The 26,858-nt window shown below is 45.4% G+C and carries 25 protein-coding genes; 22 read left to right on the plus strand and 3 right to left on the minus strand.

The window, feature by feature from the left end; all coding sequences use genetic code 11:
- The first annotated feature begins 29 nt into the window (after positions 1-29).
- Genes fmt through rpe form a run of 7 tightly spaced genes read left to right on the plus strand, consistent with a single transcriptional unit; the run spans position 30 to position 7,690 of the window.
- On the plus strand, positions 30-971 hold the full coding sequence (gene fmt, locus LOR49_RS05550; protein WP_240375252.1) for a methionyl-tRNA formyltransferase: 942 nt from the start codon (positions 30-32) through the stop codon (positions 969-971).
- Complete coding sequence (gene rsmB, locus LOR49_RS05555) at positions 968-2,314, plus strand: 16S rRNA (cytosine(967)-C(5))-methyltransferase RsmB (protein WP_240375253.1); 1,347 nt, start codon at positions 968-970, stop codon at positions 2,312-2,314. Before fmt ends, rsmB begins: the two co-directional genes overlap by 4 nt.
- Before the next feature lie 17 nt (positions 2,315-2,331).
- Positions 2,332-3,417 carry a dual-specificity RNA methyltransferase RlmN gene (gene rlmN, locus LOR49_RS05560; protein ID WP_240375254.1) on the plus strand — a complete coding sequence of 362 codons (1,086 nt, stop codon included), beginning with the start codon at positions 2,332-2,334 and terminating at the stop codon, positions 3,415-3,417.
- Positions 3,418-3,425: 8 nt separating this feature from the next.
- Positions 3,426-4,178 carry a Stp1/IreP family PP2C-type Ser/Thr phosphatase gene (locus LOR49_RS05565; protein ID WP_240375255.1) on the plus strand — a complete coding sequence of 251 codons (753 nt, stop codon included), beginning with the start codon at positions 3,426-3,428 and terminating at the stop codon, positions 4,176-4,178.
- Positions 4,178-6,139 (plus strand): Stk1 family PASTA domain-containing Ser/Thr kinase, encoded by a 1,962-nt coding sequence (gene pknB, locus LOR49_RS05570; protein WP_240375256.1) that lies wholly within the window; start codon positions 4,178-4,180, stop codon positions 6,137-6,139. Before LOR49_RS05565 ends, pknB begins: the two co-directional genes overlap by 1 nt.
- Before the next feature lie 8 nt (positions 6,140-6,147).
- Complete coding sequence (rsgA, locus tag LOR49_RS05575) at positions 6,148-7,026, plus strand: ribosome small subunit-dependent GTPase A (RefSeq protein WP_240375257.1); 879 nt, start codon at positions 6,148-6,150, stop codon at positions 7,024-7,026.
- A gap of 4 nt (positions 7,027-7,030) precedes the next feature.
- The gene (gene rpe, locus LOR49_RS05580; protein WP_240375258.1) at positions 7,031-7,690 is read left to right on the plus strand and encodes a ribulose-phosphate 3-epimerase; all 660 of its coding nucleotides are present in this window, start codon (positions 7,031-7,033) and stop codon (positions 7,688-7,690) included.
- A gap of 61 nt (positions 7,691-7,751) precedes the next feature.
- On the opposite strand, the gene LOR49_RS05585 is transcribed toward rpe, so the two are convergent.
- Positions 7,752-9,299 (minus strand): BCCT family transporter, encoded by a 1,548-nt coding sequence (locus tag LOR49_RS05585; RefSeq protein WP_240375259.1) that lies wholly within the window; start codon positions 9,297-9,299, stop codon positions 7,752-7,754.
- Between the two features lie 243 nt (positions 9,300-9,542).
- Here LOR49_RS05585 and spoVM point away from each other — a divergent pair, with 243 nt between their 5' ends.
- Positions 9,543-9,623 carry a stage V sporulation protein SpoVM gene (gene spoVM / locus LOR49_RS05590; RefSeq protein ID WP_240375708.1) on the plus strand — a complete coding sequence of 27 codons (81 nt, stop codon included), beginning with the start codon at positions 9,543-9,545 and terminating at the stop codon, positions 9,621-9,623.
- Positions 9,624-9,712: 89 nt separating this feature from the next.
- Here spoVM and rpmB read toward each other — a convergent pair whose 3' ends face one another.
- A complete protein-coding gene (gene rpmB, locus LOR49_RS05595) occupies positions 9,713-9,901 on the minus strand; it encodes a 50S ribosomal protein L28 (RefSeq protein WP_240375261.1) in 189 nt (62 codons plus the stop codon).
- A 217-nt stretch (positions 9,902-10,118) separates the two neighbouring features.
- Here rpmB and LOR49_RS05600 point away from each other — a divergent pair, with 217 nt between their 5' ends.
- From LOR49_RS05600 to rnc, 10 genes are all read left to right on the plus strand, one after another.
- Positions 10,119-10,481 (plus strand): Asp23/Gls24 family envelope stress response protein, encoded by a 363-nt coding sequence (locus LOR49_RS05600; RefSeq protein WP_240375262.1) that lies wholly within the window; start codon positions 10,119-10,121, stop codon positions 10,479-10,481.
- A 66-nt stretch (positions 10,482-10,547) separates the two neighbouring features.
- Positions 10,548-12,230, plus strand: coding sequence for a DAK2 domain-containing protein (locus LOR49_RS05605; protein ID WP_275899556.1), 1,683 nt, complete (start codon positions 10,548-10,550; stop codon positions 12,228-12,230).
- A 55-nt stretch (positions 12,231-12,285) separates the two neighbouring features.
- Positions 12,286-13,149, plus strand: a complete 864-nt coding sequence (locus LOR49_RS05610) for a DegV family protein (RefSeq protein ID WP_240375264.1) — start codon at positions 12,286-12,288, stop codon at positions 13,147-13,149.
- Positions 13,150-13,152: 3 nt separating this feature from the next.
- A complete protein-coding gene (gene recG, locus LOR49_RS05615; protein WP_240375266.1) occupies positions 13,153-15,198 on the plus strand; it encodes an ATP-dependent DNA helicase RecG in 2,046 nt (681 codons plus the stop codon).
- 76 nt (positions 15,199-15,274) lie between these two features.
- Complete coding sequence (gene fapR / locus LOR49_RS05620; RefSeq protein WP_240375268.1) at positions 15,275-15,829, plus strand: transcription factor FapR; 555 nt, start codon at positions 15,275-15,277, stop codon at positions 15,827-15,829.
- Between the two features lie 37 nt (positions 15,830-15,866).
- Entirely contained in the window at positions 15,867-16,862 is a 996-nt protein-coding gene (gene plsX, locus LOR49_RS05625; protein ID WP_240375270.1) for a phosphate acyltransferase PlsX, read from the plus strand.
- A gap of 1 nt (position 16,863) precedes the next feature.
- The gene (gene fabD, locus LOR49_RS05630) at positions 16,864-17,817 is read left to right on the plus strand and encodes an ACP S-malonyltransferase (RefSeq protein ID WP_240375272.1); all 954 of its coding nucleotides are present in this window, start codon (positions 16,864-16,866) and stop codon (positions 17,815-17,817) included.
- Positions 17,818-18,561 carry a 3-oxoacyl-[acyl-carrier-protein] reductase gene (gene fabG / locus LOR49_RS05635; protein ID WP_240375273.1) on the plus strand — a complete coding sequence of 248 codons (744 nt, stop codon included), beginning with the start codon at positions 17,818-17,820 and terminating at the stop codon, positions 18,559-18,561.
- Positions 18,562-18,733: 172 nt separating this feature from the next.
- The gene (gene acpP, locus LOR49_RS05640; protein ID WP_240375274.1) at positions 18,734-18,964 is read left to right on the plus strand and encodes an acyl carrier protein; all 231 of its coding nucleotides are present in this window, start codon (positions 18,734-18,736) and stop codon (positions 18,962-18,964) included.
- A gap of 92 nt (positions 18,965-19,056) precedes the next feature.
- Positions 19,057-19,833 carry a ribonuclease III gene (rnc, locus tag LOR49_RS05645; protein ID WP_275899531.1) on the plus strand — a complete coding sequence of 259 codons (777 nt, stop codon included), beginning with the start codon at positions 19,057-19,059 and terminating at the stop codon, positions 19,831-19,833.
- A gap of 97 nt (positions 19,834-19,930) precedes the next feature.
- Here the strand turns inward: rnc and LOR49_RS05650 are convergent, their stop codons facing one another.
- Entirely contained in the window at positions 19,931-20,152 is a 222-nt protein-coding gene (locus tag LOR49_RS05650) for a DUF1128 family protein (RefSeq protein ID WP_240375275.1), read from the minus strand.
- A gap of 212 nt (positions 20,153-20,364) precedes the next feature.
- On the opposite strand from LOR49_RS05650, the gene smc reads away from it, so the two are divergent.
- From smc to ffh, 4 genes are all read left to right on the plus strand, one after another.
- On the plus strand, positions 20,365-23,982 hold the full coding sequence (gene smc / locus LOR49_RS05655; protein WP_240375276.1) for a chromosome segregation protein SMC: 3,618 nt from the start codon (positions 20,365-20,367) through the stop codon (positions 23,980-23,982).
- Between the two features lie 5 nt (positions 23,983-23,987).
- Positions 23,988-24,983 (plus strand): signal recognition particle-docking protein FtsY, encoded by a 996-nt coding sequence (gene ftsY / locus LOR49_RS05660; RefSeq protein WP_240375277.1) that lies wholly within the window; start codon positions 23,988-23,990, stop codon positions 24,981-24,983.
- Positions 24,984-25,074: 91 nt separating this feature from the next.
- The gene (locus LOR49_RS05665; RefSeq protein ID WP_240375710.1) at positions 25,075-25,434 is read left to right on the plus strand and encodes a putative DNA-binding protein; all 360 of its coding nucleotides are present in this window, start codon (positions 25,075-25,077) and stop codon (positions 25,432-25,434) included.
- Positions 25,424-26,770: a signal recognition particle protein gene (gene ffh / locus LOR49_RS05670; protein WP_240375278.1), complete on the plus strand. Its 1,347-nt coding sequence runs from the start codon at positions 25,424-25,426 to the stop codon at positions 26,768-26,770. The genes LOR49_RS05665 and ffh overlap by 11 nt, the downstream gene beginning before the upstream one ends.
- Positions 26,771-26,858 lie beyond the last annotated feature (88 nt).

The raw sequence follows: 26,858 nt of genomic DNA on the forward strand, positions 1-26,858 counted from the left end.
GGCTGTTTTGATAAGAGAGGCTGATCGTTATGAATATTGTATTTATGGGAACGCCTGATTTTGCGGTGCCCATTCTAAACGGATTAGTAGCGGAAGGATACACGATTGGGGCTGTTATTACGCAGCCAGACCGGCCGAAAGGTAGAAAGAAAACACTTACCCCTCCGCCGGTGAAAGAAGCGGCTCTTGCCCACGGTTTAAAGGTATTGCAGCCGGAGACGCTGAAAGAAGCCGGCAACGTGGACGAAATTTTAGAGGAAAAACCGGACATGATCATTACCGCAGCATTCGGACAGATTTTGCCGGAAGCGGTTTTGGAAGCGCCTCGCTATGGTGCGATCAATGTGCACGCATCGCTTTTGCCTCTTTACCGAGGAGGGGCCCCGATTCATCAGGCGATTATCGATGGTCAGGAGAAAACTGGAATTACAATAATGTACATGGTGAAGCAGTTGGATGCAGGTGATATGCTTGCTCAACAAGAAATTGAAATAGCCGAGACAGATAACGTCGGAACGCTTCATGATAAATTAAGTATTATCGGTCGTGACCTCTTACTGGAAACAATTCCGGCGCTTATAAATGAACGGGCTGAAGCTGTTCCTCAACGTGACGAGGAAGCAACGTTTGCCCCGAATATTCAACGCGGCCAAGAGGAAATTCAGTGGGAGAAGCATAGTAGTGACATATATAATCAGATTCGCGGCATGAATCCATGGCCGGTAGCCTACACTACGTACAAAGGGAAGAATTTTAAAGTGTGGCAAGCAAGAAAGCGAGACGTGTCCCTAGCGCCGGAAGCAGAGCCTGGCACAATCCTTGAACTAACTGACGAAATTACCGTTGCAGCAGGAGGCGGGACTGCCATTTCTCTGAGTGAAATCCAGCCCGCTGGTAAAAAACGAATGAGTGCTGCTGACTACTTGCGTGGTAAACATGAATTTCAACTAGGAGAGCGATTTGGACAATGAAGAATGTCAGGGAAGAAGCGATCCGCTTATTGGAGCGTGTCGAACGAGAAGGGGCTTACAGTAATCTGCTTCTAAATCACGTATTAAAAAGTGGCACGATAGCCAAAAAAGATGCCGGACTTTTGACTGAACTCGTATACGGCACACTTAAACGCAAAAATACGCTCGACTTCTACTTAGACGCGTTTATAAAGAAGGAGCTGAAATCCTTAGAGAACTGGGTTCTTCAGCTTTTACGGGTTTCCTTGTATCAGCTCGTCTATCTCGACCGTATTCCGGACCGTGCCGTAGTCCATGAAGCAGTTAACATTGCCAAAAAAAAGGGTCACAAAGGGATAAGCAGCCTGGTAAATGGTGTGCTACGTTCTATTCTTCGCCAAGGGCTCCCTGAAATTGATCTCCCCCCGCTTGAAAAACTGGCTGTTGAAACGAGTCACCCCGTTTGGCTCCTGGAAGATTGGATTCACGCCTACGGAGAGGAAAAAACGAAGAAGATGGCGCTGAAAAATTTAGAGGCCCCGCATGTAAGTGTACGTGTCAACACGTTGAAAGCTGAAAAGGCGACAGTGAAAGAGAAACTGGACAGGGAAGGCTGCCAAACAGAAGAAGGGGCACTGGCCCCCGAAGCTCTCCGGATCGTATCCGGCAATGTGGTAGATTCTCAGGCATACGCAGCAGGTTTTTGTACGGTTCAAGATGAGAGCTCGATGCTCCCGGCCCGGCTTCTTCACCCAGAGGCAGGCATGCACGTGCTCGATGCTTGTGCAGCTCCCGGCGGCAAAACGACCCAGCTGGCGGAGCTTATGAAAAATGAAGGGGACATCCGTGCATTTGACTTACATGAAAAAAAAGTTCACCTGATTACAGAACAGAGTGAACGGCTTGGGCTGACAATTATTCATGCAGAGGCTCTGGATGCCCGGAAACTGACAGCGAAGCTACAGCGCGGCCGTATGGACCGGGTCCTTGTCGATGCACCGTGCAGCGGACTCGGCGTTATCCGCAGAAAGCCGGAAATTAAATGGCAGAAAACACGTACTGATCTCGAGCGTTTTCCGGTTATCCAGCTGGAAATATTAAAAGAGGCCTCCCATCTCTTAAAAAGCGGGGGCCGGCTCGTCTATAGTACTTGTACCGTTCGAAAAGAAGAGAACGAAGACGTCATCGAGGCATTCTTAAAGGAACACCCGGAATTTGAAAGAGATGTTGATGCTGTAGTTAATTTTCCGGCGCCGCTCCAGGAAAAACCTGCGGCATCAGCCGGACAAGTGACCATTTTACCACATGACTACGGAACTGATGGATTTTTTATGGCAGCCTTAAAAAAGAAAGACGAACGATAAAGGAGAGAAAACACCCTATGCATCATTTGAAGAAAAAAGCCGCCGTCGCAGCCCCGGAGAAGCCTTCCATCTATTCATTTCGGTACGAACAGCTGGAAGATTGGCTAAAAGAAGAAGGAGAACCGACTTTTCGCGCGAAACAAATATTTGAATGGCTTTATGAAAAAAGAGCAGCTGACTTTTCAGAGATGACGAATTTGTCGAAAGAGCTGCGCCGCAAATTAGCGGATCGATTATCCATTTCTGTTTTAAAAGAAACGGCCCGGCAAGAATCAGTGGACGGCACGATAAAACTGCTCTTTGAACTGCATGACGGCTATACGATTGAGACGGTTTTGATGAAGCATAATTATGGAAATAGTGTTTGTGTAACGACACAAGTCGGCTGCCGGCTTGGCTGCACCTTTTGCGCCTCCACTCTCGGAGGTTTAAAACGTAACCTAGAAGCCGGTGAAATCACAGCACAAGTAGTCGCTGTTCAGCGCCTGCTTGATGAGCGGGAGGAGCGTGTCGATTCGATCGTCGTCATGGGGATCGGAGAACCATTTGATAATTACGATGCTCTTCTTTCTTTCTTAAAAGTGATTAATCACAACAACGGTTTAAACATCGGTGCCCGCCACATTACGGTATCGACAAGTGGTGTCGTGCCACGCATTTATGATTTTGCCGATGAAAACATGCAAATCAATTTTGCGATTTCCTTACATGCCCCGAATTCGGAAATTCGCTCTCGATTAATGCCGATTAACCGGGCTTGGCCGGTGGAAAAGTTGATTGAGGCTGTTCGGTATTATCAGAAAAAGACGAACCGCCGGGTAACGTTTGAATACGGGCTGTTCAACGGTGTCAATGATCGTGTGGAACATGCGGAGGAACTGGCTGAGTTAATCAAGGGAATTAACTGCCACGTTAATTTAATGCCGTTTAATTATGTGCCGGAGCGAGATTACGTCCGCACAAGCCGGTCTGATGTTTTTGCGTTCGAAAAAAAGTTAAAAGAAAAAGGCGTAAACGTGACGATTAGACGAGAACAAGGCCATGATATTGATGCAGCATGCGGCCAGCTTCGCGCAAAGGAACGTAAAGAAGAAACGAGGTGACTCGCATCGTGGAAACTGTTTTTCGAACAGACGTAGGGCAGCTTCGCGAACATAACGAGGACGCGGGTGGCATTTTTCAAAACCAGGCCGGTGACTATTTGGCAGTGGTGGCTGATGGCATGGGCGGCCATCAAGCTGGAGATGTCGCCAGCCAAATGGCGAAAGATTTATTAAAAAATGCCTGGGAGCCGCTTGAACATTCTTTTACTCCAGAAAAAGCAGAGGAGTGGCTCCGGGATCAAATCCAGACAGTGAACGAATCTATTTTTCGGAAAGCGGAAGCAAGCAGTTCGTTACGGGGAATGGGCACTACCATTGTCGCAGCCATTTGTACATCATCTTTTGTGGCGATTGCCCATGTGGGTGACAGCCGGGCTTACTTTTTTAACGGTCAAGAACTGCTTTTGAAAACGGAAGATCACTCGCTGGTCAATGAATTAAAGAAGAACGGTCAGTTGACAGAAGAAGAAGCGGAAAACCACCCGCGCAAAAACGTACTGCTCCGGGCCTTAGGTACTGAAGAACAAACAAAAATCGAACGGGTAGTCTTTGAATGGGTAGCTGGTGAAGGAGTGCTGCTCTGCTCAGATGGATTAACGAACAAAGTAAGTGCAGAGGACTTTTCGGAAATCCTGCTTTCCGATCTGCCGCTTACGGAACAAGCCGAAGAGATTATACATATGGCTAATGAACGAGGGGGAGAGGACAATATTACCTTGGCTGCAGTTCTACACTCTCCTGATGAAAAGGGGCTGACGTAATGTCAGATCTGATCGGGAAGAGAATTAGTGAGCGTTATGATATTGAGAAAAAAATTGGCGGGGGCGGTATGGCTCACGTTTATAAGGCAAATGACCTTATTTTAGAACGTGCCGTCGCTGTAAAAGTGCTGCAGCCGCAGTACAATACGGATGACGAATTTATCCGTCGCTTTTACCGGGAAGCTCAAGCCGCAACGAGCTTAGCTCACCCACACATTGTCAATATTTATGACGTCGGTGAGGAACAGCAGCTTTATTATATCGTCATGGAATATATTGATGGTGATACATTAAAGGGAAAGATCCAAAAGGAAGGTCCGCTGCCGCTTGCAGAAGCCGCCGGCTTAATGGACCAAGTGCTCGGCGCCATCAGTCATGCGCATGCAAATCAAATCATTCATCGCGATATAAAGCCACATAACATTCTTTTAAACAAGAGTGGAGAAGCGAAAGTTACCGACTTCGGCATCGCACGGGCGGCGTCGGCCGCGACTATTACGCACACAAATTCCGTTATGGGTTCTGTACATTATCTCTCCCCGGAACAGGCGAAAGGCGGAATCGTCACCGCGCAGTCAGATATCTATTCTCTCGGAGTAGTTCTTTACGAAATGGTAACCGGGGCTTTGCCTTATACGGGAGATTCTGCTGTCAGTATTGCTTTAAAGCATTTGCAGGAACCGCTCCCACTGCCCTCGGAAAAGCGTCCCGAGCTGCCACAAAGCTTTGAAAATGTGATTTTAAAAGCTACCGTGAAAGACCCGCAGCTTCGCTATAAAAGCGTCGCAGACATGCAGCGTGACTTAAAGACAGCACTTTCACCGGAACGCCGCAATGAATCACGTTTTGAAGTTCCGCATGATGAAGAAGCAACGAAAGCGATCCCTATCATAAAAGATGACGCCGACGACAGTACGAAAATAACAAATCACAAGACAATTCAGCATAATCCGCCTCCGCAGCAAGCAGAAGAATCTGCTGCGCCCAAAAAACGGAGACGTTGGCGCAGGTTCCTTTTATTTTTCACGCTGTTTTTACTGGCGGCTGCGATTGCGGCGTTTACGATTATACCCAATATGCTGCGCGTTGCCGAAACAAAAGTACCGGACGTTCGGAATCTCGAGGAAGCAGCTGCTGCTGAAGAATTGGAAGAAGCGCAGTTAAAGCCTGAAATCGAACGGGTCTTTGATGCCGATGTGGAGAAAGACTACGTCATCTCGCAAGCCCCAGGCAGCGGAAAAATAGTGAAAGTGGACACCACTGTGAAGCTTTACGTAAGTGACGGGCAAAAAGAAGAAACGGTGCCGGACGTAACCGGGCTCAGCCCCACAAAAGCCGAAGACGTATTAAGCGCTTATAAAAATATTGATATCACTGAAAAAGAATCAACCGAGTATCCTCCTGGTCAAATAATCGAACAAAATCCAGCTGCAGGTGAAACAGTAATCCCTGCTGACACAACAATCTATTTAACGTCTAGTATTGAGAAAGAATTTCAACTGGAAAACTTAGAAGGAGCCTCCAAGGAAGCTGCCGAAAACTACTTGAAAAATAACCATTTAAGCGGAACCTTTGAGAGCAGGCATTCTGATGCAGTGCGGGAAGGACGGATTATTGAACACTCCCCCGGCCCGTATAGCAATGTAAAAGCGAATGATAAAATTTCTTTTGTCGTTTCTGCAGGACCAAAAGAACCAGAAAAAGAAAACGAACCGGAACAGGTGGAAGCGGTTGTTCCAGTTGAAGTAGCAGAGGGAAAGGGCAATTCATTTGATATACGGATTGAGTATGAGGATGCTACGACAGAAGGGACGAGTGTTTTTATAGAAGAAACGATATCGGAAACCAAGACATATCGTATTCCTTTAGAGATCACTCGGGAACAACCGGGAACTTATACGCTTTATGTAAATGATGAAGAAGTCCAATCGAACCGTTTTAACTACGGCGATGAATATTAGGAGGGATTATGCAAGAAGGAATCATTGTAAAAGCACTCAGCGGATTTTACTACGTGGAAAATGACAACGGCATCCATGAATGCAGGGGAAGAGGCTTGTTTCGTAAACAGAAAATCAGCCCTCTCGTCGGTGATCATGTTTTTTTTGAGGCTGAAAAAAACAAAGAGGGGTACGTATATGAAATAAGCGATAGAAAAAATATACTTACTCGTCCCCCGGTCGCTAACATTGATCAAGCATTTCTTATTTTTTCCGCCGAAGACCCGGCTTTTTCAACTCTGTTATTAGACCGTTTTCTCGTGCACATGGAAGCAAAAGACGTAGAAGCAATTATTGTTGTTAATAAGATGGACTTAGCAAATGAGGAACGGAAAAGAGAGCTTGAAACGCATCGCAGCGACTATGAAAGTGCCGGCTACCCGTTTTATTTTGTCACCGGGACAAACGGGAAGGGGCTAGAACAGCTCTCAGCCCATTTAAAAGACAAGTTGACGATCGTAGCTGGCCAGTCGGGAGTCGGGAAATCCACGCTTTTAAACAGCCTTGATTCTTCTCTTTCATTAAAAACAGGGGAAATTTCGACTCATCTTGGTCGCGGAAAGCATACGACCCGGCATGTTGAGCTGATTCGTATGTTTGGCGGCCTTATTGCAGACACTCCCGGCTTCAGCTCACTGGATTTTCAATTTGCCGAAGAAGAGAACTTAGATGTCTGTTTTCCAGAGATGCGCGAACGTTTGCCAAATTGTAAGTTTCGTGGCTGCACTCATCGGAAAGAACCGGGTTGTGCTGTGAAAGCTGCACTTTTGGATGGAGAAATTGCAGATTATCGCTATAAACATTATGTTCAATTCTTTGAAGAGATTTCGAAAATACGGAGGTATTAGTACCATGGTTAAAATTGCCCCATCGATATTATCAGCTGATTTTGCACGACTGCAGGAGGAAATAAAAGAAGTAGATGAAGGAGGGGCGGATTACATTCATATTGATGTGATGGACGGGCACTTTGTCCCGAATATTACGATTGGTCCCCTTATCGTTGAAGCGGTGCGCCCCCATACGGAAAAACCACTCGATGTCCATCTCATGATTGAAGAGCCGGATCGGTATATACCAGAGTTTGCCAACGCAGGTGCAGATATTATTTCCGTTCATGTCGAAGCATGTCCTCATTTGCATCGGACAATACAGCTGATTAAAGGCGAAGGTGTAAAAGCAGGAGTTGTTCTGAATCCAGCAACACCGATTGAATCGCTGACGTACATTTTAAAAGAAGTAGACCTTATTCTTTTAATGACCGTTAACCCCGGTTTCGGCGGACAGGCGTTCATCCCTGAGGTTCTTGCTAAAATAACGCAACTTAAAGCCGAACTCCAGGCCATCAGCCATCATGCAGAAATAGAAATTGATGGCGGAATTAACACGGAAACAGCGAAAGCATGTGCCCGTGCAGGTGCGGATGTCCTAGTTGCAGGTTCTGCTATCTATAAAAAAACAAACCGAAAAGAGGCTATTGCCGCTATCCGCGAAGCTGCAACTACTTCTTAAAGGAAGGAAAAACCAGACTCCTGTAGATGAAGAGGGAGTCTGGTTTTTTGCGGGGCAACTGTTATGTGGGCCGGATTTGTGTACCTTTTTTTCGTCTTCTTGTCTGCTGTAATGTGTCAGTGCGCGGAGCCGGTTTCCGTTCTTGTTTAAAGGCTTTTAAGATCGAGATCATCATAGCGAGCAATACAAGAGAAAGTGGAAAGGCACTCACAATGATTGTCGTTTGAATCGCTTCAAGACCGCCCGATGCCATTAAAACAACCGCCGAGGCTGCTAAGATGATGCCCCAGCTGTATTTAACAAGGTTTGGAGGTTCTATCCCGCTTTTCGTTGTCTGCATACCGAGCACGTACGTTGCTGAATCGGCAGAAGTAATAAAGAAGGTGGAAATAAGAAACAGAGTAATGATAGACATAAGCCAACCCAGTGGTAGTTGCTCGAAAACGAAAAACAGAGCCGTTTCAAGTGTCTGCTGGGAGACGGGAAGGCCTAAGTTATATTCGAGAAAGATACCAGTACCTCCAAAGACAACAAACCACAGCGTACAGACAACTGCCGGTATGACTAAAACAGCAATCATAAATTCGCGTACGGTCCTTCCTTTTGAGACACGTGCGATAAACGTGCCGACAAATGGTGACCACGAAATCCACCAAGCCCAGTAAAAAATAGTCCAGTTTTGAAACCAAGCGGCATCCTCAGGGTTAAAAGGTGCCAAACGCAGTCCCATCTGTATGATATTCTGAATATAGGAGCCAAACGTTGTTGTATACAAATTCAGTAAAAAAATAGTAGGGCCAATAATAAGCAGTGCTGCAAACAGGAGTACTGCAAGCACCATGTTTGCATTGCTTAAATATTTAATTCCTTTGTTCAGGCCAGTACCTGCGCTTAGCATAAACAGTACAGTCACAGCAGCAATGATAATAAGCTGGGTGACGAAATTGTTTGGGATCCCTGTTAAAAAGTGCAGCCCGCCGTTTATCTGAGCGGCACCTAATCCGAGTGAAGCACACACACCAAATACGGTTGCAAACACAGCAATGGTATCAATAACTTCCCCTGTACGTCCGCTCGCCCTATCCCCGATAAGCGGCCGCAAGGTAGAACTCATCAAACCGGGATATCCTTTTCGAAATTTAAAATAAGCAAGCCCGAGGGCGATGGAAGCATAGATGGCCCAAGCATGAAATCCCCAATGTAAGTAGGTGTAACGCAGGCTCATAATGGCGGCCTCTTGTGTCCCGCCTTCTGCTAGGATCGGCGGATCGGCAAAGTGGGAAATCGGTTCGGAGACTCCAAAAAAAAGCAAGCCAATCCCCATCCCTGCACTAAAAAGCATTGCTATCCAGGTGAGACGGCTAAATTCAGGAGTATCGTTATCTTTTCCGAGCTTAATTTTTCCAAATTTTCGGCTGAAGATCATAAACAGAGCAAAAAATAAAAATAAAGTTGCGGACACCTGGTAAAACCAACCGAAATTTTGCATGAAGAATGCAAGCGCTGCATCCATTGCATTTCCGAGAATTTCAGGAAAGAATACCCCGAATAGAACGAAAAGAATAGATAGAATAATCGAAACCCAAAATACTCTTGTTACTTTATCCATGAGGCAGCCTCCTTTATGGATAGTGTCTGACAAAACGATGTACTTTATGCCCGCTTTCCTTCATATATCTTGGAAAAGAGATAGTATTAAATTTTCTATGTACTATTTGGCAATTATTGAATATACATATAAAAGAAAACGTAATTGCTGAGAAAGTGGTAAGAGGGAGCAGCGCCAATAAAATAGGGGACAATGCGAATGGCGGCGTGCCGCGTAAATATACATGAAATGGGAGGAGATTCTATGAAGTTTTACACCATTAAGTTACCTAAGTTTCTCGGGGGGTTTGTGCGCGCCGTGCTCGGATCGGTCAAGAAAGATTGACATATTATTATTATGTAAACTAATAGGGGAAGATAAAAAAACCGGAACTTTCGTATTTATTAATACGGTTCCGGATTTTTTATCATGTTTTATACACGCTCAACTTTACCAGATTTCAACGCGCGTGCAGAAACATAAACTCGTTTCGGTTTGCCGTCAACCATAATGCGCACTTTTTGGACATTCGCTCCCCAGCGGCGTTTGGTCGCGTTGTTAGCGTGTGAACGGTTATTACCAGATTTAGGACCTTTTCCTGTGATATAGCATTTACGTGCCATTGTGTGCACCTCCTTCTATCCGTCAAGCATTTCAAATACACAATCAGTCATACTTGAATATTTTAGCATAAGCATAACGCTAGCGCAATATGAAGTTGAAATGAATGACAGCAGGCAAATTGCTTGCCGACGAAGAAAGACACCGCTTTTATTTAGGAATAGAGTATAGTAAAATAACCGTATCTAAAGGTTGGAAACGAATAAGGAGGGCTTCTGAATGTCCATAGAAATGAATTCACAGTTAGGTGCTATTGATGTGTCGAAAGAGGTAGTAGCTACAATTGCCGGAGGAGCAGCTATCGATTGTTACGGGATCGTTGGTATGGCCTCGCAAAAGCAGATAAAAGACGGCCTCTCGGAAATGCTCGGACGTGATAACTTCTCCCGTGGTGTTGTGATTCGGGAATTAGAGGACGAAATCCATATTGACATGTATATTATCGTCAGTTACGGAACAAAAATTTCAGAAGTTGCCTATAACGTACAGAGCAAAGTGAAATATCAGCTTCAGCAAATGCTTGGATTGACTGTTGACTCTGTAAACGTGTACGTACAAGGAGTACGAGTGACACAATCTTAGGTTAACGAAGGAGGAGGGAACGAAAACGTGCCAGAAGCGACAATTGATGGAAAAAAGTTGGCCCTTATGTTGATGGAGGGGGCCTCATTGTTAGGTAAAAACGTCAAAAAGGTGGACGCATTAAATGTGTTTCCTGTTCCTGATGGGGATACGGGGACAAATATGAATTTAACGATGACGTCCGGCATTGAGGAAATTAACACTCAACCGCAAGAACATGCCGGTACAGTGGCGAAATATTTTTCGAGAGGCTTATTGATGGGAGCCCGTGGGAACTCGGGAGTGATATTATCTCAGCTGTTCCGAGGGTTTGCAAAGGCAGTGGAGAAGGAAAAGGAATTGACGACGTATCATCTAAAGAAAGCATTGGAAGAAGGAGTCTCTACTGCTTATAAAGCAGTAATGAAGCCGGTGGAAGGCACTATTTTAACAGTTGCAAAAGAGGCGGCACAAGGCGCGAAAAAGTCTTCCCATGCTGTTCCTCCAGAAGAATGGATGGCAGAAGTAGTAGCTAAAGCAGAACAAGCGTTAAAAAAAACGCCGGACTTGCTTCCGGTTTTGAAAGAAGTCGGTGTTGTTGATTCTGGTGGACAAGGCCTTGTCTATATTTACCAGGGGATGCTGCAGGCACTCGAAGGAAAGTTTACAGAGCAAAACGAGCAGGAAGCCTCGCCATCACTTGAGGACCTTGTGAAAGTTGAACATCATCAGAACGCGCATGCCCAGCTTTCAACCGAGGATATTGAGTTTGGGTATTGTACAGAAGTAATGGTGAAATTTGAAGAAGAGAAGCTCCGTACTCATACATTTGAAGAGTCATCTTTTCGTGAAGAATTGGCAAAACTAGGTGATTCTCTTTTAGTTGTGAGTGACGACGATTTATTAAAAGTACATATCCATGCTGAATACCCAGGTGAAGTTCTGTCGAAGGCCCAAGCATACGGAAGTTTAACGCACGTGAAAATTGAAAACATGCGTGAGCAGCATCAGGCGCTTATTCGGAACGAATCCTCCGAATCGCAAGGATATACCACATATAAACCAATGGAAGACGGGAGCTCTGACGAGGAGGATAAGGATGCCTCTCCGACACAGGAGTATGGCTTCGTGACGGTTTCAATGGGAAAAGGAATCGAGGAATTGTTTAAGGGATTAAATGCTGACGAAGTCATAGCCGGTGGCCAGACGATGAATCCCAGCACGGAAGATATAGTGAAGGCGATAGCAAAAGTTCATGCCCGTCATATATTTGTCCTACCGAATAACGGAAACATTGTAATGGCTGCAGAACAGGCTGCACAAGTATCGGGTTATCATGTGCACATTATTCCGACTACTTCTGTTCCGCAAGGATTAAGTGCGTTATTTGCCTTTAATGAAACGGCAGGATTAGATGAGAACGAGCAGGCGATGAACGAGGCAAGAAAACAAGTGAAAACGGGGCAATTAACCTACGCGGTCCGGGATACCGTCATTGAAGGCCTTGAAATTAAAGAAGGAGATTACATGGGGATTGCCGAAAAGGAAATTGTAACCTCAGGTACGGATCTGCAGAAAACAGCAGAAGGACTCTTGGAAAAGTTAATCGATGAGCAAACAGAGATTGTAACACTCTTGCGTGGTGAAGAAGCGGATGAAGACACGGAACACACCATTATCACTTTTATTGAGACACACTACGAAGATGTAGAAGTTGAAGTACATGAGGGCGGACAGCCCCTTTATCCGTTTATCATTTCTGTAGAGTGACGGAGCGATCCGATCTGCAAACACGTCTCGTGTTTTTTAGAAAGGGGATAACGATATGGCACGTGTTAAAATTGTCACAGACAGTACGTCAGACATACCATCTGAACTCCTGAAAAAATTTGATATTTCTGTTGTCCCCCTTAAGGTTCTCATGGGGAATGAAACGTATTTGGACGGTGTCAATCTAACACCAGAACGTTTTTATGAGAATCTCGAAAAAATGGATGGTCTGCCAACCACTTCGCAACCGTCTCCGTATGAATTTGAGACCATGTATCGACGCCTCTATGAAAAAAAGGGAAATGAGGATCTAGCAGTGCTCTCTATTCACTTATCGGCCGCCTTGAGCGGAACGGTGCAATCAGCTATGCTTGCGGCTGAAGAAGTGAAGAAGGACTTCGACGTGGAAGTAGTGGACTCGAAAAGGGCGTCCTATGCAGTCGGTATTATTGTGGTAGAAATTGCTAAAATGGCGCAGTCGGGGGCCAGCATGGAAGAATGCAAAGACAGGCTTTCGCAGCTGATGGAGGATACTCCGGTTTATTTTTTAGTTGATTCACTCGAATACTTGCAGAAGAATGGTCGAATCGGCAAGGCATCTGCATTGATTGGCTCGTTATTAAAAATGAAACCGGTGCTAAGCTTGACGGAAAATGGCGAAGTCTATCCGTATCAAAAGGTGCGTGGCCGCAAAAAAGCATTAAGTGTCATACGCGATGCCCTTCAGGAACGCTATAAGGATAAGCCTGTTCATATCGGAGTAGCGCATGCAGGGGATGTGGGGACCATTGATGAACTGCTGCAACATGTACGGGATGTTTTAAATGTCCAATCAGAGGTCGTCACTACTATCGGAGCGGTTATCGGATCACATACCGGCCGCGGCACGGTGGCGGTTACGGTTACAGGGGCGGAATGAGGCATGGATGAATGTTTAGAAAAACCGCTTTCTGCTATGGCAGGAATCGGTATAGAAACCGAAAGAAGAATTCAGCAGCTGGGGATTTATACAATTGCGGATATGCTTAATTATTTTCCATACCGTTATGAAAATCATGAAGTACTTCCTGTTGAACAACTTCGTCACGGGGAGAAGGTGACCGTAGCCGGTGAGATTCAAACGGAGCCCGCAATCCGTTTTTATGGAAAGAAGAAGTCACGGTTGACAATACGGGTTGCTGTCGAAAACATTTTGATTACAGCGGTTTTTTTTAATCGCCATTTTTTAAAAAACCGATTAAACCGTGGGACTGCGGTCACTTTAACAGGGAAGTGGGACAAATACAAATTGACGATAACTGTTCAAGATGTCAGCTTTGGAATGCCTGATCCTACTAAGCAGATAGAGGCGGTTTATTCCATCACTGGTAAAGTGACAATGAAACAGCTTCGCCGTGCCATAGGGATGGCACTTGATACATACGGGCAACACCTTACAGAAACACTTCCAGAGCAGTACCGAAGGGATTACAAACTCCCTTTACGTCGTGAGGCTTATGCTGCGATCCACCGACCGGAAACGAAACAACAGTTAAAGCACGCTCGACGCCGGCTTGTCTATGAAGAACTCCTGCATTTTCAATTGAAGATGCAATTGTTCAAACGGCGGCAGCGCATGGGTACACACGGAATAAGCCACGCATTTACCGAGGAGAAAGTTCTGGCTTTCATTCAGACGTTGCCATTCTCTTTAACAGCGGCGCAAAACCGTGTTATTAAAGAAATCTTAGACAATATGAAAGAGCCGTTTAGAATGAACCGGCTTCTACAGGGTGATGTTGGGTCTGGTAAAACAGCAGTTGCTGCTGTCGTCATGTATGCCGCTTATTTATCTGGTTTCCAAGCTTCTTTAATGGTGCCGACTGAAATTTTAGCAGAGCAGCATTGCCAGGCGTTAACAGAATTATTTCAAGGTACAGAGGTTCGTGTCGCATTATTAGCCGGCTCTCTCAAAGGAAAAAAGCGTCAAGAAGTGACAACAGCACTTGCGAGTGGGGATATTCACATTATCGTTGGTACACACGCACTTATCCAAGATGATGTGGTCTTTCATCGTCTTGGCCTTGTAATTACCGATGAGCAACATCGCTTTGGTGTCGAACAGCGTAGAGTATTGCGTAATAAAGGGACTGAGCCAGATGTGCTGTTCATGACGGCCACACCGATACCGCGGACCCTTGCGATTTCTGTTTTTGGTGATATGGATGTATCGGTTATTGATGAGCTTCCTGCCGGCCGCAAACAGATTAAAACGTACTGGGTGAAGCATCAGCAGCTGGAAAGAGTGCTTCAATTTATTGATAAAGAGATACAAAGCGGACGCCAAGCTTATGTCATTTGCCCGCTTATTGAGGAATCAGAAAAGTTAGATGTCCAAAATGCGATTGATGTTCATGCGCAATTTCAGTATTATTTTAAGAACTACCGAGTAGGATTGATGCATGGCCGCCTGACAGCCGACGAAAAAGAACGAGTAATGACAGACTTTACAGACGGGAAGGTTCATATTCTAGTGTCAACGACTGTTGTCGAAGTTGGGGTGAATGTGCCGAATGCAGCGGTGATGCTCATTTATGACGCAGATCGTTTCGGTCTTTCGCAACTTCATCAGCTGCGCGGCCGGGTCGGCAGGGGAGATCATCAGTCTTATTGTATTCTCTTAGCAGATCCGAAAGGGGAAACTGGCAAGGAAAGAATGCAGATTATGCAGGAGTCTGATGACGGTTTCGTTTTGTCTGAAAAAGATTTAGAACTACGCGGCCCGGGTGATTTTTTTGGTCACAAGCAAAGCGGTCTGCCGGACTTTAAAATTGCAGATGTCGTCCATGATTACCGCGCGCTTGAAACAGCCCGGAAAGATGCTTCGGAACTAATCGCGGGTAAGGCCTTTTGGGTAGAGGAAGAATGGGCTGCGCTCAGAAAATATGTTGAAACAAGCGGAGCGTTAGACGACCGGAAGCTGGACTAAAAGTGCTTGCGTAACAGAAAAGAGGGTAATATACTACTTTTAGTACCTAGTCATAGAAGTGGATGGTGGCATCAACGTGAAGCGAAGCAAGAAAGACCGGCAGCAACTTTTAAAGGATAAAATTGAGACAGACCCTTTTATAACGGATGAAGAGTTGGCGGCTTTTTTTGCTGTGAGCATCCAGACGATCCGTCTTGACCGCATGGAGTTATCCATACCTGAACTAAGAGAACGAATGAAGCATGCAGCTCGTGAACGTTATGATGAAGTAAAGGCGCTCTCCCCCGAAGAAGTGATTGGGGAGATGATCGATTTGCATTTAGACGAAGAAGCGATCTCCATACTCGATATTAAGGAAGAACATGTATTCGCGCGAAATGACATAGCACGCGGGCATTTCCTGTTTGCGCAGGCCAATTCACTTGCGGTGGCGATCATAAATGATGAGCTTGCCCTTACGAGTAAAGCTTCCGTTCATTTCAGCAGGCAAGTAAAAAAAGGCGAACGGGTCATTGCCAGAGCGGTTGTGGAAAAAGCAGGGAAAGCAAAAACAACTGTCTCTGTAACAAGTAAAGTGAACCAAGAAGTCGTGTTTCGCGGAGAATTCACGATGTACCGGTCTCGGTTATAACCAAACCTGAACGTGCGGATAAAAAGGAGAATAACATATGAAGATAGTCATCGATGCCATGGGCGGAGACCACGCTCCGAAAGCTCATGTGGCAGGGGCGCTTGCTGCTGTCAGATCTTTTAAAGACGTGGATGTTGTACTCGTTGGCGATGAAAGGGAAATCGAGAAGCACCTCCCAAAAGCGACAAGTCAAATTTCTGTCATACATACTGATGAAAAAATTGAAGATGACGACGTGCCGACAAAAGCGATCCGGCGAAAGCGGGATTCGTCAATGGTGCTGGCAGTGCGGGAAGTCAAAGAAGGCCGTGCCGATGCTTGTATATCTTCCGGAAACACGGGCGCATTAATGACTGCCGGCCTTTTGCATGTCGGCCGGATACAAGGGATTGAACGACCTGCCCTTGCTCCAATGCTGCCAACGATTGACGGAGAAGGTTTTCTGTTATTGGATGTCGGAGCTAATGTGGACACGAAAGCCTCCCACATGGTGCAGAATGCTTTTATGGGATCCGCTTATATGGAAATGGTCAAGAAGGTACGCCAACCTCGCGTGGGCCTCGTGAATGTTGGAACGGAGGACGGAAAAGGTAATGAATTGTCAAAAGAGACGTTTCAACTGCTACAGGAAGCACCGCTCCATTTTATCGGTAATGTGGAGGCAAGAGATTTGCTAAACGGGGTATGCGATGTCGCCGTTTGCGACGGATTTTCTGGAAATCTTGTCTTGAAATCGATTGAAGGAACTGCCTCCACTCTTTTCACACTCTTAAAAAAAGAGCTGACATCGAGCTTTACAAATAAAATAGCAGCCGGACTCTTACGCTCTAGTTTTATGAATGTGAAAGAGAAAATGAGCTATTCTCATTATGGCGGCGCCGGTTTGTTCGGTCTCAAGGCACCTGTAATTAAAGCCCACGGTTCTTCTGATCACACAGCTGTTTATCACGCTATTCGCCAAGCAAAACAGATGGTTAGCGAAAATGTAACTGGTATCATAGAGAAGGAAGCCGAAAAACAGGGGGAACAGTAAAATGGCAAAAACAGCTTTTTTATTTCCTGGCCAAGGATCCCAGTATCCTGGCATGGGAAAAGGAATTTATAACAGTCACGCCGGCGGGAAGGCAATTATCGAATGTGCGGATGAAACACTGGAGTATTCTTTGTCTGAGCTTATGTTTAACGGCCCGGAAGAAACATTAAAACGGACGGAAAATGCCCAGCCGGCACTTTTAACTGCAAGTATAGCCGCTTTTGAGATTCTTAAGGAAAAGGGCATTGAACCTGATTATACTGCTGGTCACAGTTTGGGAGAGTACTCGGCACTCGTTGCCGCTGGCGTGCTTTCTTTTGCTGATGCTGTGCAAATCGTACGTAAACGGGGATTGTTTATGGAAGAAGCTGTACCTGCTGGGGTGGGAGCAATGTCAGCGGTAATGGGACTTGAACGATCTCTGCTTCAGAGTGTGACCGAGGAAGCGAGTAAGATAACCGGCCAGGTAGTTCAGCTTGCTAATTTAAATGCACCGGGACAGATTGTGATTTCGGGGGAAAAGTCAGCAGTAGAGAAAGCTGGAGAGCTTGCTAAAGAATCTGGGGCGAAGCGTGTTATCCCTCTCCCGGTCAGTGGACCGTTTCATTCTGAATTAATGAAACCGGCCCAGGAAAAGGTAAGACAATCACTTGAACCAGTCTTCTTTAGCGATGCTCGCGTACCAGTCATTACCAATGTTAGCGCAAAAGAAGCGGATAATGCGGAATTCCTGAAAGAACAGCTCGTTAAGCAAGTGACAGCACCAGTCTATTGGGAGGATACGATCCGCCGCCTCTTGGAGTTAGGCGTAACGACTTTTATTGAAGTTGGCCCTGGAAATGTACTAAGTGGTCTCGTTCGCCGTGTCCAACGGAGAGGGCTTGAAGTTTATGCGGTCGCAGATATCGAATCAATTAATGAGTTGACGGACAAGCTAAGTGAAGGAGGGGTATAAATGCTTAACGGGAAATCAGCTTTAGTGACAGGAGCCTCCCGGGGGATCGGTAGAGCCATCGCGCTTGAATTGGCTGAAAAGGGAGCGAATGTGGCGATTAACTATGCGGGAAGTGCTCAAAAAGCGGAAGAAGTGGCAGCTGCCTGTCGGGATCGAGGCGTCCAATCATTTACAGTCCAAGCCAATGTGGCGTCCGAAGAAGATGTGAAAAATATGATCAAAGAAGTGACCAAGGAATTTGGAACACTTGACATCCTCGTGAATAATGCCGGTGTAACCAGAGACAATCTCGTTATGCGTCTAAAAGAAGAGGACTGGAATACCGTCCTCGACACGAATTTAAAGGGAGTCTTCTTCTGTGCAAAGGCGGCAGCACGTACAATGATGAAACAACGAAGCGGGAAAATCATTAACATCTCTTCTGTCGTAGGTGTGGTCGGAAATGCGGGACAGGCGAACTATGCAGCCGCAAAAGCTGGACTCATCGGGCTCACGAAGTCGTTGGCTAAAGAATTTGCGCCCCGCAATATTCAAGTGAATGCCGTTGCTCCCGGTTTTATTGCAACAGATATGACAGAAGAGCTTCAAGAAGAAGCGAAAGAGACGCTTCTTTCGCAAATCCCGTACGGTGCTTTAGGAGAACCTGAAGATGTAGCGCACGCCGTATGTTTTCTTGCATCTAAGGACGCAAGATATATTACCGGCCAGACACTCAGCGTAGACGGTGGTATGACGATGGTATAGGACCACCATAAATGCTTCATCCTATTTGAAATTCAATCCTAAAAATTAAGGGAAATTATTACGGGTTGTATAGCATTTTTGGTGGACATCTTCTATAATGACAAACAGACAGAGTGTGTCAGGAGACGTTTCTTTATAACTTTATTTATACCTTTAAAGGAGGTGAATACAAATGGCTGAAACACTAGACCGTGTGAAGAAAATCGTTGCCGATCGTCTCGGGGTAGAAGAATCGGAAATTACGATGGAAGCGACATTTAAGGATGACTTGGGAGCAGATTCCCTTGACGTTGTGGAGCTTGTAATGGAACTAGAGGATGAATTCGACCTGGAAATCTCAGATGAAGAAGCAGAAAAAATTTCTACTGTCGCTGATGTTGTCAATTACATAGAAGCACAGTAAAGCACAGAAAAGCGGGGGCCGTTATGAGAAATAAGGCGGCCTCCTTCTTATACCTCCAGCTGTGGAGGATCTTGTATAATGGAGGAGCTTTCATGGCATATTCATCTAACAAACCAGTAAACCATTACCCGCGTAGACGAAAACAGCGGAAAAAGTTAGTCTTGTCAAAAGAAGACCGTGACAAGCTGTATGCTATGTTGGAGAAGCTTGGTCTTTCTTTCAATGACGAGAAGCTTCTTATTCAAGCATTTACGCATTCATCCTATGTGAATGAGCATCGTATCCGCTCTATCCATGATAACGAGCGGCTTGAATTTTTGGGAGACGCTGTCCTCGAGCTTGCTGTCTCGCAACATCTGTTTAAACGCTTTGCTACGATGAGTGAAGGAGAAATGACCAAACTCCGTGCCGCCATCGTTTGTGAAGCCTCCCTTGCTGTGCTGGCAGAAGAGCTTCAGTTCGGTGATCTTGTTTTCCTCGGAAAAGGAGAAGAAATGACGGGAGGAAGACAGCGTCCGGCTCTGCTCGCGGATGTATACGAGGCGTTCGTCGGTGCCCTTTATTTAGACCAGGGGATTGAGGCAGTTTACTCCTTTTTAGAGCAAACCATTTACCCGAAGATTGATGACGGTGCTTTTTCGCATATGATGGATTTCAAAAGCCAACTGCAAGAGCATATTCAGCAGGATCACTACGGGGTCATTCAATATGACATTATCAATGAAGTTGGTCCTGCGCACAGCCGCGAGTTCGTGGCTGCTGTTTATCTGAACGAGCAACAACTTGGTGAAGGGAAGGGCCGCTCTAAAAAAGAAGCGGAACAGCACGCTGCTCAGCAAGCTCTGGCAAAACTAAGCACGGAGGCGTAATGGCGGTCTGTAAGAGTTGAAAAACCACGCGGGTTCATTATGTAACCGCGTGGTTTTTACAGTAAAAGCCTTCACTACATGAAATTGAAGCCCCGTTTTATTTCCGCAGTCGTCCAAGTTCGGAAACGATAGCTTCTTTTTCGCTGACACTGATACTATCTTTGTTAGCTATCAACTCATAAATATCTTTAATGTCGTCGTATTTATCGATATCAAAATGTTTAGGTTCCATGGCAGCAGTGTTAACAACGTCCAGCTTTGCTGAGATCTCCTCGACCATGGTGTTTAAATTTTCCTGTGTTGGTTCTTCCAAGTTCATCTGTATCTTCCTTTCCTGCGCGCCTCATATTAAAAGTTTTCACTTAATTGTAGTAGTTTTCTATGAAAAACGCAATGTATTTTCGCGTTTTACTTATGTATCAACGGTTCTTTCTAGACAGGCTCTTATGGTAAAATAATGGGGGCTGAACCGAGCTGAACGAAGATCAAGAAAATTACAACCATAGAATAATGACAGAGGAGGACAGAATTTTGTTCCTCAAGAAGCTTGAAATTAAAGGTTTTAAGTCGTTTGCAGAAGAAATGAATATTGAGTTTGTCCCTGGGGTGAACGTTGTAGTCGGCCCGAATGGGAGTGGGAAAAGTAACATTTCTGACAGTATTCGCTGGGTACTTGGCGAGCAGTCCGCACGCTCCCTTCGAGGGGCGAAAATGGAGGATGTTATTTTTTCCGGCAGTGACTCACGCCGTGCGTTAAACAGGGCGGAAGTAACGCTCGTTTTAGATAATGAAGACGGTGCGTTTGACTTAGAATACAGCGAAGTGAGCGTGACTCGGAAGTTGTATCGGAATGGCGAAAGCGAGTATTTAATTAATCGTCAGCCGTGCCGCCGTAAAGATATCGTAGACTTGTTTACAGATTCTGGTATCGGCAAAGCTGCTTACTCTATTATTGGGCAGGGGAAAGTCGAAGAAGTACTATCTAGTAAACCAGAAGAAAGACGGACCATCTTTGAAGAAGCGGCAGGAGTTTTAAAGTATAAACAGCGTAAATATCAAGCAGAAAAAAAGCTCTCTGAAACGAAAGACAACCTTGAGCGGGTGCAAGACATTTTATTTGAGTTAGAAGGGCAGCTAGAGCCGTTAAAAGAACAAGCAGCTGTTGCGAAGGATTATCTTTATAAGCAGGAAGACTTAGAGCGCAAAGATATCGCGCTTCTCGCTTGGGAGATAGAAGATAAACATGAGAAGTGGACGACTCTAGCTGATGAACTTGAAGTAATCGAGGAGAAGAAGGATAAATTAACGAACAAGTTAAAAAAGGATAAAGAGCGTCAGGAACTTGTCCAGGCTAAAGCAGATCAATTAGATAAGGACCTTCAAAATTTGCAAGATGAACTGCTTGCTATAAGTGAATGGATTGAAAAAGAAGAGGGCAGGCGCCGTTTATTAGAAGAACGCGGAAAAAATGCGAACGAAAAAAAAGCCGAGTGGAGCGAACGTATCGCGGCTGTTCAGCATAAAGCTGAGCAAACCATGAGAGCATTGGAGCAACAGCGGGAATCTACTAAAAAAAGTTCAGCGCGGGTAAAAGAGTTAGAGGATCGGCTGATGGAGGCAGAGGCCGCACGGAAGCGAGCTTCCCACCATAACAAGGCTGATATCGAACACTTAAAAAGTGAATATATTGAACGGTTAAACGAACAAGCGACGATCCGAAATGAAGAACGTTATGTCACAGATCAACAGAACCATCTGCTACGAAAATCTCAAGAACTCCTGCGGGAAAATGAGCAATACCTACAGGAAAGAGAGCAAGTGGAACAGTTACGATTAGATAGCTTAAGTAAGACAGAAGAAGCGCATCACCTTTATGAAGACGAGCAAGCTAGATTAAAAGACTGGCAGGAAAAGTGGCAGCAATACAGCATCGATGTCAATGAAAAAGAGAAAAAGCTATACGAAGCGTACCGGCACGTCGATCAGATGAAATCCCGCATTCGGGTGCTCGAGGAGATGGAAGCTGATTACGCAGGTTTTTTCGAAGGGGTAAAAGAAATATTAAAAGCACGCGACCAGTCCCTTGGCGGGATTGCTGGAGCGGTTGCAGAGCTCATCGACGTACCAAAATCTTACTTACGTGCCGTAGAGACAGCACTCGGCGGTGCGCTTCAGCATATCGTGACTGATACGGAAGCGAATGCGCGTAAAGCGATTCATTATTTGAAAAGTCGTAAGAAAGGAAGAGCGACTTTTCTGCCGGCAAATGTGATACGACCGCGGCAACTTCCTCAAGACGTCAAGCAACTACTGCAAAATAGTAAGGGGTTTGTCGCTTTTGGAGAAGACGCCGTCCGTGTAGCAGTGGAATACGAGCATATCATCGGGAATTTGCTTGGACAAGTAGTCTTAGCTGATTCTCTTGAATCCGCCAATCAGCTGGCCCGTTCAGCTCGCTTTAAAGCGCGGATCGTTACGCTTGAAGGTGATGTTGTAAATCCAGGAGGCTCGATGACGGGAGGGACTTATCATAACCGGCAAAACCAAGTGCTCGGCCGTCAACAGGAGCTGGAGGAGCGTAAAGCCACTTGCAGCAAAATGGAAAAGCAGACAGAAGCATTAGAGACATCCGTACACGACTTGAAAAAAAAGCGTAACGATGCGTTAACCCAGGTGGAGACATACCGGAAGAGTGTGGAGACGAAGCGGGACCGTTTTGAGAGGACGAAAGAAGAGTTAACGAAACGAGAAGCAGAATCAGCCCGCTTAAATACCCAGCTGTCCTTATTTGACCGAGAAATGATGTCACTTGAGGAAGAAAAAGAACGGATTAAGCAACGGCAAAAAGTACTTCAAGATAACAAAGCGGCTGTCGAGAGAAACATTAAAAAGCTAGAAAGCGAGATTGCCAGCTTAGAACACGCGGAAAAAGAATGGCAGGAACAAAAGGAAGAGCTGGCTGAACGAGAAACAGTTTTAAAAATAGAGCTTGCCAGGGCAAAAGAGACAGCTGCGCATGACCGGACGGAACAGAAGCGCTTGGAGGCACAACAGCAGGAGGAAGAAAAACAGATCGAATCCTTGCAGCAAGCTCTCAATCAGCTGGAGCAGGAACTATCCCCTTTCTCTAATAGTGAAAATGTAGAGTCAATGATCCTTGATGCGAAGGAAAAGAAAGAACAGCTGACCTTTCAACTAACCCAGCTCCGCAAGGAAAAAGTTGATGGGATGGAACAAGCGGAACAGCTACAAGCAAGTATTCAACAGCTCACCCATGACTATAATGAACAGCAAGAGGCTCATCAGGAAATGCAAGTGGCGCATAACCGGATCGAAGTAGAACTGGACACACGATTGCAAAGGCTGCAGGAAACGTATGAAGTAAGCTTTGAAAGAGCGAAAAATTACGTTATCCATCCATTTGATCCAGTGGAAACGAAAAATAAAATAAAATTACTTAGAAAAGGAATAGCAGAGCTTGGAACGGTAAATCTTGGTGCTATTGAAGAATATGATCGCGTGCAAGAACGGGTAATGTTTTTAAGTGCCCAGCAGGATGACCTAATTGATGCGGAAGCGGCTCTTTTTGAAGTGATCCAGGAAATGGATGCTGTTATGAAGCAACGTTTTACTGATTCGTTTACCGCTATCCGTCATCACTTTCAAGCTACTTTTCAAGAGCTTTTCGGCGGCGGAGAAGCGGATCTTTATTTAACAGAGCCACAAAACCTGTTAGATTCAGGAGTTGATATTACTGCCCGGCCGCCGGGTAAGAAAAAACAACATTTAACACTTTTATCCGGCGGTGAAAAAGCACTGACAGCCATCGCACTTTTGTTTTCGATCATTAAAGCGAAGCCGGTTCCTTTTTGTGTGCTTGATGAGGTTGAAGCAGCACTTGATGAAGCTAATCTAGTACGTTTTGCCAGCCATTTGCGAACGTTCAGCCAAACAACTCAATTTATTGTTATCAGCCACCGCAAGGCTACAATGGAAGAGGCAGATGTATTATATGGGATTACGATGGAAGAATCAGGTGTTTCCAAAAAGGTCGCAGTCAAATTAGAAGACACCGATGAATTAATAGAGACACCTGCAAGTCTAGACAAAAAGAAGGGGGGCGTCCTGTCCGGCACGGCCGAACAGTAAGAAATATGGGTTTTTTTAAAAAACTAAAAGAAAAATTCACCGAGCAGACAGATGCAGTTACAGAAAAATTTAAAGAGGGATTATCGAAAACACGGACTTCGTTTGTTGGACAAATGAATGAATTGTTTGCACAGTATCGGAAAGTTGATGAGGACTTTTTCGAGGAGTTGGAAGAGATTTTAATCAGCGCAGATGTCGGTGTTACTACCGTTATGGAACTTATTGATGAGCTGAAGGACGAGGTAAGACTCCGTAATATAAAAGAGTCTAAAGATATTGCGCCGGTTATTAGTGAAAAGCTGGCAGAAATGCTCGATAAGAGCGGGCATGACACAGAACTAAATATCCAGGAAGAAGATATGACGGTCATTCTTTTCGTTGGTGTCAACGGGGTCGGAAAAACGACGACAATTGGAAAGGTTGCTCATCAATTTGCAGGCGAAGGAAAGAAAGTGGTTATGGCAGCGGGAGATACATTTCGAGCAGGCGCTATTGAACAGCTTGAAGTATGGGGAGAGCGTGTCGGCGTTGATGTTGTGAAGCAGCAGGCAGGTTCTGATCCGGCAGCGGTTATGTACGACGCGATTCAGTCTGCACGTGCCAAAAAAGCGGACGTTCTTTTATGTGATACCGCGGGCCGGCTCCAGAACAAAGTAAACTTGATGAAAGAGCTTGAAAAAGTAAAACGTGTCATCAGCCGTGAAATGCCCGATGCGCCTCATGAGGTGTTGCTCGTTTTAGATGCGACAACGGGCCAGAATGCTCTTAATCAAGCGAAGACTTTTCAAGAAGCGACAGATGTTTCGGGAATTGTACTGACAAAGTTGGACGGCACTGCACGCGGGGGTATCGTCCTTGCGATTCGCAACGAACTGGATATCCCGGTCAAACTAGTAGGTTTGGGAGAAGGAATGGAAGATTTGCAGCAGTTTGATGCAGAGTCGTTTGTGTATGGATTGTTTAAAGAATTAGTGGAAGACGAAACTATCTCCGATGCTTAGTACGCGTTAAGATATTTTCTTGACGCCATATCCTGAGTTTAGTATGATAATATGGTGTAAAGACTTAACACTTTACGCAAGAGAGTGGATAATCATGCTTGAAAAAACAGTGCGTATGAACGCTTTATTCGATTTTTACCAGCCGTTATTAACGGAAAAGCAGCAAAAGTATATGGAACTGTACTATTTGGATGACTTTTCGCTTGGCGAAATAGCTGATGAGTTTCACGTCAGCCGTCAAGCTGTTTATGACAACGTAAAACGAACGGAAATGACGCTGGAGGAGTATGAAGAAAAGCTCGGCCTCTACCGAAAATACAAAGAGCGGACGGAGTTGTACCGGCTGCTTCGGAATACTGTAGAAGAAAGCGGTGCTCCCTCCTCCGGCCTAATAGAGGCGATAAATGCTCTTGAAAAACTAGAGGAGGAGGGACAAGCTGATGGCATTTGAAGGGTTAGCGGAACGCCTGCAGGCCACCTTTGATAAAATGAAAGGCCGCGGAAAAGTATCTGAGGCAGACGTCAAGGAAATGATGCGTGAAGTGAGGCTTGCGCTGCTGGAGGCAGACGTCAACTTTAAAGTTGTAAAAAAGTTTGTCAATGATGTGAAAGAGCGTGCAATCGGTCAAGAGGTAATGAAAAGTCTGACCCCCGGCCAGCAAGTCATTAAAGTCGTAAATGAAGAATTGACGAAGCTGATGGGCGAGGAACAGGCAAAAATTATCCAAGCACAAAAGCCGCCGACAGTAGTTATGATGGTTGGCCTGCAAGGGGCTGGTAAGACAACGACTACTGCAAAGCTTGCCAATCATATGCGAAAAAGCAACAATCGTAAGCCGCTTATGGCAGCTGCAGATATTTACCGGCCGGCAGCGATTGACCAGTTGGAAACGTTAGGAAAACAGCTTAGTATGCCCGTCTTTAGTCTCGGAGACAAGGTCAGTCCCGTAGAGATTGCAACGGGAGCTGTCAAGCAGGCAAAAGAAGATCATCTTGATTTTGTTCTCATTGATACCGCCGGTCGCTTACACGTCGATGAGGAGTTGATGGGTGAGCTCCAAGAAATAAAAGACCAAGTGAACCCAGATGAAATTTTGTTAGTTGTCGATGCGATGACCGGACAAGATGCCGTAAATGTTGCCGAAAGCTTTAATGAGCAGCTTGGAATTACCGGTGTCGTACTGACGAAGCTTGATGGCGACACGCGAGGCGGGGCTGCACTTTCGGTTAAAGCGGTGACGGGTAAGCCTGTTAAATTTGTCGGGATGGGTGAAAAGATTGATCAGTTGGAAGCCTTTCATCCTGAACGGATGGCCTCACGGATACTCGGTATGGGTGATGTTCTGTCTCTCATTGAAAAAGCCCAGACGAATGTGGATGAAGAACGGGCGAAAGAGCTGGAAAAGAAGATGCGCAATGCCGATTTAACGTTTGATGATTTTCTTGAACAGCTCGCACAAGTGCGCAGTATGGGGCCTCTTGATGAGCTTTTAGCGATGATTCCGGGTGCGAATAAGAAAGCACTGAAAAATGTACAGATTGACGAAAGTCAGATTGGCCGTGTCGAAGCAATCGTCCGCTCGATGACTACCAAAGAAAAACAACAGCCTTCTCTCATTAATGCAAGCAGAAAACGGCGAATTGCGAAAGGAAGTGGGACATCCATTCAAGATGTGAACCGCCTTCTGAAACAATTTGAAGATATGAAAAAAATGATGAAGCAAATGACCTCCATGCAAAAAGGTAAGAAAAAAGGAAAAGGCGGCTTTCAACTTCCTTTTATGTAAATGAATGAAACCGAAATATCCCTATTCAAGTAAAAACACTTTACAGGGACAGCAATCCCTATTATAATATGCTATTGTGAAATATATT

Source organism: Bacillus piscicola, from assembly GCF_022458745.1.
Taxonomy (GTDB): Bacteria; Bacillota; Bacilli; order Bacillales; family Marinococcaceae; genus Alteribacillus_A; species Alteribacillus_A piscicola.